Source organism: Aureimonas ureilytica (genome assembly GCF_001475935.1).
In the GTDB taxonomy this organism is placed as follows: domain Bacteria; phylum Pseudomonadota; class Alphaproteobacteria; order Rhizobiales; family Rhizobiaceae; genus Aureimonas; species Aureimonas ureilytica_A.
Genome location: NZ_LDQA01000074.1, coordinates 1 through 6,558 on the forward strand (window position 1 = coordinate 1; position 6,558 = coordinate 6,558).

Here is a 6,558-nt window from a genome sequence, read left to right on the forward strand (position 1 = left end):
TCAGACGCTAACAGGCCCTAACAGGCGCGGTGATCTGCGGCAAGCTGCGGCAAGCTGCGGCAGGGGAGGGGACCGCAAGGGACCGAATGCCCCCAATCCGCCTCATCCAATCGCGCTCGACTGAACCGCGCCGGGTTTGCCAGAGGCTGGTTGATTTGGGTCCTACGCGGCGATGAGCGTGGCCTCAAGCGTGGCGTAGCATGCGGCTTCCGCTTTGGCAGGTGGGATATTGCCGATGGGTTCAAGGAGACGTCGTTAGTTGAACCAGTTGATCCATTCAAGGATAGCGAACTCGACAATCTCGAAGGAGCGCCAGAGTCCGCGTCTGTAGATCACCTTGGTCTTTAACAGGCCGATCACCGTCTCGGCGAGCACATTGTCGTACGAATTTCCTACACTGCCGACGGAGGGTTCGATGCCGGCCTCGGCGAGGCGTTCGGTCTAGCGAATGCTCACATATTGCAATCCTCGGTCGGAATGGCACATGAGCCCGCTGTCTGCGAAGAGTCGTCGCTCATGAAGGGCTTGCTTCAACGCATCGAGGACAAAGTCCGACCGGACAACGCGTGACATGCGCCAACCGACGATCCGACGAGCGAAGACGTCGATTACGAAGGCCACATAGACAAAGCCGCACCATGTGGCCACGTAGGTGAAGTCCGACATCTCCCAGCCGGCAGGCGAATGCTCGCATTCGCCGTAAGGCCACAGCATGTTCGGTCGCGGCGCCTTGAAGACGCGCTTCACTCGGTCGAGCGGACACGGCACAAGGCGTCGCGGATGGTGCCGCGCACGGGCTTACCCCGGACGACGACTTTCGATCCCATTTCCCGCACAAGGCGCGAGACCGTACATCGGGCAACGCCGAAGCTCTCCGCGCATCATCTGCCGCCAGACCTTCTGAACGCGGTAGACGCCGAAGTTCTCGTTGAACACCCGGCGCACCTTGATCGCCAGAACCGCATCCCGCTGAGTGCGCGCCGGCAATTAGAACGAGTCAGCCCGCCGGGCGGCATGCTCACGATAGGAGGAGGGAGCGATCGGCAGAACTTTGTAGATCGGCTCGACCCCGTCGACATCGCGATGGTCGTCGATGAAAGCCTTCATCGCCTGAACGGGCGGTCGAGCTCCGCCTGGGCAAAAGACGCCGACGTGTTGCGAAAGATCTCGTTGGCTTGGCGAAGCTCGCGCACCTCGCATTCCAGTGCCTTGATCCGCTCGCGTTGCTCGCTCGTCGGGCCAAGCCGCAGACGCGCGTCCCGCTCACCCTGGCGAACCCAATTGCGCAGCGTCTCACCTGAGCAGCCGATCTTTGTCGCGATCGACTGGATCGCCGCCCACTGCGAACCGCGCTCCTCGCGGTGATCCAAAACCATCCGAGCCGCGCGGGCGCGCAACTCAGGACTAAACGGCGGTACCTTCTTCGTCGTGGCTCCATCCTCTCAAGAGTTGGAGCCTCCGGCAAACCCGGCGCGGTTCAGAGCCTACCATTGATCGTACGCAGCCACACCCCGTGATTGAATATATAGGAGGACGTCCGCGCGGATCTTCGACGCAGAAGTCCCAGCTGACATCAGCGGTCGGTTAACGACTCGCCGTCGCTGCTGGGTTTCCATCTACGGCGGGATGTCAACAGGCAATTTTCTTCAATATCTTACGAACCGGCGTCGATAGCTTGACCCCTATGGCAACACCAAATGCTTGTGGGCCTTCGATCGATGCACTTCATTCATGCAGACGAAATTTGGCGTCGTTTCCCCCAACTGCGGGCTTTGGCGCTCGTCATCCGAAATGTCGCGATGTTACAATCCGATCGAGTAGACACGACGGAGACGGTGAGCGAGATCTGTAAACGCTTGGATGACGCTCCCGAGGGCGATCTTCCGTCCATCCAAGCCTGGCGTCGGACCTATGCGGAAATGGGGCTGAAACCGACGCAATACCGATGTGCCGCCGAAGCTCTGCTACGCCGCCTCCGCAAGGATAAGATGCTGCCCCGTCTTCATCCGTTGATTGATCTTCTCAACGCGGAGTCAGCCAACATGGGCATTCCCATCGCAGCTTTCGATGTGGCGAAGGTGTTGGGTAGCATTACCGTGCGACTTGCTGATGGGACAGAGGAACACAGGACCTTTCAAAGTGAGATAGAACGCCCCGCACCGGGAGAGGTAGTTTTTGCCGACGAGGCGAACCACGCCCACTCCCGGAGATGGGTCTTCCGGCAGAGTGCCGCATCCGTCGTGTGTCAGGAGTCGGTCTCGGTTCTCGTGGTAGCCGAAGCGCTGCACGATGCCGCCGAGGACGATCTCGGCGTGCTGAAAGCGCGACTGTTAGATCGAGCAGCTCGCTTAGACCTAGTGGTTACCGAACTTGCCCAGATCAATCCTCGAAATCGGAGGTTCGATTATGCCGGTTGCTGAGTTTACCGAACCCAGCCCGATGCACATCCTTCAAAGCGGGCACGACGTTACTGCGGACCTGAAAACAAATCTCGAGACAGTACGCAGCCTCATTGCCGACGCTACGAAAACTTCGGGTCGGAGAAACGACGCGGTAACCCTCATCGCAGCATCCAAGACAGTAGATGTGGATCGACTTCGGCTGGCTATTGGAATGGGTCAGCGCGTTTACGGTGAGAACCGTGTCCAGGAGGCAAAGTCCAAATGGCCCATTCTCAAGGAACAGTTCCACGGGATTGAACTTCACCTCCTTGGTCCGTTGCAGTCGAACAAAGTCCGAGATGCAGTTAGGATTTTCGACGTCGTCCAATCCGTTGACAGGCCCAGCATTGCACGCGCAATCGCGGCCGAATGTGATCGGCAAGGCCGCCGTCCCTTAATCTACGTGCAGGTGAATACAGGTGAGGAGGCACAGAAGGCGGGAGCTATGCCGGCTGATGTCGCTGCGCTGGTGCGGGTATGTCGGGATGAGTGCGCGCTCGACCTGACTGGGCTGATGTGCATTCCTCCCGCCAACCTTGATCCGTGTGCCGATTTCGTCCGGCTCGCGGACATGGCTCGGGACGAGGGTCTACCGATGCTCTCGATGGGCATGAGCGGCGACTTCGTGCAGGCGATTATGTATGGCGCGACCCACGTGCGGGTCGGAAGTGCCATCTTTGGGTCGCGGATTCGTTCACAGCCATGAGGCACCCAAAGCCCCCTCCCTTCAAGTTCGACGTTACGGGACGATTCAAGCCATTATTTGAGCCGCTCGCCATCGGGCCTGTTACTATTCGGAATCGTTTTTACCAAGTGCCTCACTGTAACGGGATGAATAGGCAGCATCCGAGTTCTATGGCGCGGATGCGAGGCATCAAGGCGGAAGGAGGCTGGGGCGCCGTATGCACCGAACAATGCGATATTCACTACTCCAGTTGCCATCCCCGGGAACTGCGCCTATGGGACGAACGGGATCTACCGACACTGATCCTCGCGGTCGAACAGATACACGCAGGGGGAGCCCTCGCGGGCGTCGAATTGGCGCACAATGGCGCCTACGTGCACAACCTCGAGACGCGTGCGATCCCGATTGCCCCCTCAGGGACGCCCACACGGGGCAACGCTCCCGTTCATGCTCGGGCCATGGACTTGGCCGACATCCGCGATCTCCGACGATGGCACCGAACCGCGGCCATCAATGCAAAGCATGCCGGCTTCGACATTGTTTACGTCTACGCGGGTCACGACATGACCTTGCCCGCTCACTTCCTTTCGCGCCGTCACAATCAACGTATCGACTCGTATGGTGGCTCTCTTGAGAACCGGGTCCGTTTACTCCGTGAACTGCTTGATGATGCGAAGGACGCTGTAGGCGACCGATGCGCCGTGGCCCTCCGATTTAGCGTGGACGAGTTGATTGGCTCGGACGGGCTCACATGCGAAGGGGAGGGGCGGGACGTGGTCGAGATTCTGGCCGATGTTCCCGATCTATGGGATGTGAATGTTGGCGACTTCGCCAACGATGGCCAGACCGCTCGTTTCAGTGAGGAAGGCTTTCAGGAGAACTACGTCAAATTCGTCAAGTCCGTGACCGGGAGACCCGTCGTGGGCGTGGGCCGCTACACATCCCCGGACCGGATGCTTTCCTTAGTTACGTCGGGCACCCTTGACCTCATTGGTGCCGCCAGACCATCGATCGCTGATCCATTCCTGCCGTTCAAAATCGCCTCCGGTCAGTTCGACGACATCCGTGAATGTATTGGCTGCAACGTGTGCGTAGCGTCAGACAAGTTGGGCGTTCCACTCCGGTGCACACAGAACCCCACAATGGGCGAGGAGTGGCGCCGGGGTTGGCATCCAGAGCGAATAGCCGGAAAAGTCTCAGAAGACCGAATCCTAGTGATAGGAGCTGGACCGGCCGGACTCGAGGCCGCGACGTGGCTGGGACGGCGTGGCTACGAAACGGTCATTGTGGACCAAGAGCCAGTCTTTGGAGGCAGGGCGGTTCGCGAATCCACACTGCCTGGCTTGTCGACATACAAGCGCGTGGCCGATTGGCGGCTGCAGCGTCTCCGTCTGGATCCAAACGTCACTCTCCTGGCCGGCAACCGAGTGACTGCGGACGTAGTTCTAGATGCCGACTTTTCGCTCGTCGCGGTTGCGACGGGAGCGACTTGGCGAGCCGACGGCATCGGACGAACCAACGCGCGGCCAATCCCCGGCCTCGACACGATCCAGGTCTTCACGCCTGACGACATCATGGCAGGCCGGCTTCCACAGGGCCGGGTCGTCATCTTCGATGACGATCACGGCCATATGGGCGGCGTCATAGCCGAACTTCTAGTAGCAACTGGGTGCTTAGTCACGTTCGTCACCCCTGAAAGCCTAGTTTCCGCCTGGACGGTGAACACCGCCGAGCAGCCTCGTATTCAACGAAGGCTGTTGGAGCGTTGCATTGATGTGCACGTGTCTACCAAGCTCGTCGGCCTGGGGGCAGGCATTGTGGAACTTGCCTGCTGCTTTACTGGACGCCGGCGCCAAGTGCCAAGTGACGCGGTTCTGCTTGCCACCTCGCAGATACCGCGTGACGAACTGTTCCATGACCTCGTTAAGCGCATCGCCGAGATGCCAACTGGGAAAAGCGACATTGCGCCCAGGATCGTACGCATCGGGGACTGCCTTGCGCCAGGTTCGATAGCGGCGGCTGTCTTCGCCGGTCACCTCTTCGCCCGCACTCTCGGCGAAGGCCTCCAAGACCGGCCATCCTTCAGGCGCGAGAACGTCGTTCCAGATTGGGATCAGCCCTTTCCTTCGGCGATCGAGGAGCCGGTGTTTCCTGGAGAGTATACATGCCAGACCTGAAGCTGATCTTGAACAGGGTCGCGGCGGGAGAAGTGATGACCCGCGAGGCTTCTCAGGAACTGTTTGACTTTATGGTTTCGGGTGCCGCGACCGGACCGCAGATTGGCGCCCTCCTGATGGGGTTACGCATGCGAGGCGAGACCCATCAAGAAATCGTCGGTGCGGTCGAGGCCATGCGAAGGAGAATGGTGAGGGTGAGTGCACCGGACGGTGCCGTTGACATCGTAGGAACCGGGGGAGACGGAGCAGGCACCTTCAACATCTCGACGGCTGCTTCGTTCATCGTTGCCGGTGCCGGCGTTCCAGTAGCCAAGCACGGAAATAGGGCGGTTTCGTCCAAGTCGGGGGCAGCCGACGTACTGAGGGCACTAGGCGTCGCGGTCGACCAGCCACCGGTTGGAGTCGAGCGTTGCCTCCATAAGGCGGGCATGGGCTTCATGTTCGCCCCGTCCCATCATCCTGCCCTTCAGACAGTTATGAGCGCGCGCGTGGAGATGGGTGTACGGACGATATTCAACATCCTTGGGCCGCTGCTGAACCCCGCCAGCGTGACGCACCATCTTATAGGCGTGTACTCACGAGATCTGCTTCTGCCTATGGCCCACGCGTTGCGCGATCTCGGGTCGACGCGTGGGCTTGTGGTGCATGGTGCCGACGGACTCGACGAGATCACCACCACCGGGGTGACCCATGTGGCCATGCTCTCAGAAGGGCGAATTCGCACCTTCGATCTCGTGCCCGAGGACGTTGGAGTACCGCGATCGTCCTTGGCTTCCCTAAAGGGCGGAGACGGACATTCCAACGCCTCCGCGTTGCAGGCACTCCTTCGCGGGGAAGGGGGGCCATACCGGGACATCGCCCTCCTGAACGCGGCCGGCGCCCTGATCGCGGCCGGCGTGTCGGAGACGTGGGTGGAAGGCATTGAGCGAGCACGCAAGTCTATCGACGGCGGATATGCGGCGTCAGTCCTCAGACGGCTGGTGCAGGTTTCGAACGAGGCTCTGGAGGCAGTCCCTGCATGACGCAGTTATCGTACGATGCCGGTCGGCTGCTTGGTATCCTGGATTCGATCAAGGCGCACAAAGTCGATGAGGTCGCGCGCTTGTTGCGGAGCGGCGCACGCTTGCGGCTCGAGGAGATCTGCCAGGACCTGCCGCCCACCCGAAGCTTCGCTGACAGGATCGCATCGCTGTATGCCGCCGATGATGTCGCCCTTGTAGCCGAGATCAAAAAGGCTAGGGCCTGTTAGCGTCTG

Annotated in this window: 5 protein-coding genes, 1 pseudogene and 1 other annotated feature; of the genes and pseudogenes, 4 read left to right on the top strand and 2 right to left on the bottom strand. The window is 60.2% G+C overall.

What is annotated here, in order from left to right; all coding sequences use genetic code 11:
• Positions 1–162: 162 nt before the first annotated feature.
• Positions 163–1,376: pseudogene (locus NS365_RS23850) on the bottom strand (IS3 family transposase).
• Positions 1,033–1,149: a sequence feature (AL1L pseudoknot), on the bottom strand. Its footprint overlaps the pseudogene before it by 117 nt.
• A gap of 342 nt (positions 1,377–1,718) precedes the next feature.
• On the opposite strand from NS365_RS23850, the gene NS365_RS21535 reads away from it, so the two are divergent.
• From NS365_RS21535 to trpD, 4 genes are read left to right on the top strand one after another with little or no spacing between them, the layout of a single operon-like run.
• A complete protein-coding gene (locus tag NS365_RS21535) occupies positions 1,719–2,420 on the top strand; it encodes a B3/B4 domain-containing protein (RefSeq protein ID WP_058602359.1) in 702 nt (233 codons plus the stop codon).
• Between the two features lie 19 nt (positions 2,421–2,439).
• Complete coding sequence (locus NS365_RS21540; RefSeq protein ID WP_058602360.1) at positions 2,440–3,147, top strand: YggS family pyridoxal phosphate-dependent enzyme; 708 nt, start codon at positions 2,440–2,442, stop codon at positions 3,145–3,147.
• On the top strand, positions 3,144–5,303 hold the full coding sequence (locus tag NS365_RS21545; RefSeq protein WP_058602355.1) for an FAD-dependent oxidoreductase: 2,160 nt from the start codon (positions 3,144–3,146) through the stop codon (positions 5,301–5,303). Before NS365_RS21540 ends, NS365_RS21545 begins: the two co-directional genes overlap by 4 nt.
• A complete protein-coding gene (gene trpD / locus NS365_RS21550; RefSeq protein WP_058602356.1) occupies positions 5,291–6,325 on the top strand; it encodes an anthranilate phosphoribosyltransferase in 1,035 nt (344 codons plus the stop codon). The genes NS365_RS21545 and trpD overlap by 13 nt, the downstream gene beginning before the upstream one ends.
• Before the next feature lie 5 nt (positions 6,326–6,330).
• Here the strand turns inward: trpD and NS365_RS24800 are convergent.
• Positions 6,331–6,558: hypothetical protein (locus tag NS365_RS24800; RefSeq protein WP_206612164.1), on the bottom strand; the 228-nt coding region annotated here is incomplete at its 5' end.

Excerpts from the sequence above, each read along its gene's own strand:
- NS365_RS21540 (WP_058602360.1), top strand. The coding sequence starts at position 2,440 with ATGCACATCCTTCAAAGCGGGCACGACGTTACTGCGGACCTGAAAACA.
- trpD (WP_058602356.1), top strand. The coding sequence starts at position 5,291 with ATGCCAGACCTGAAGCTGATCTTGAACAGGGTCGCGGCGGGAGAAGTG.
- NS365_RS21535 (WP_058602359.1), top strand. The coding sequence starts at position 1,719 with ATGCACTTCATTCATGCAGACGAAATTTGGCGTCGTTTCCCCCAACTG.
- NS365_RS21545 (WP_058602355.1), top strand. The coding sequence starts at position 3,144 with ATGAGGCACCCAAAGCCCCCTCCCTTCAAGTTCGACGTTACGGGACGA.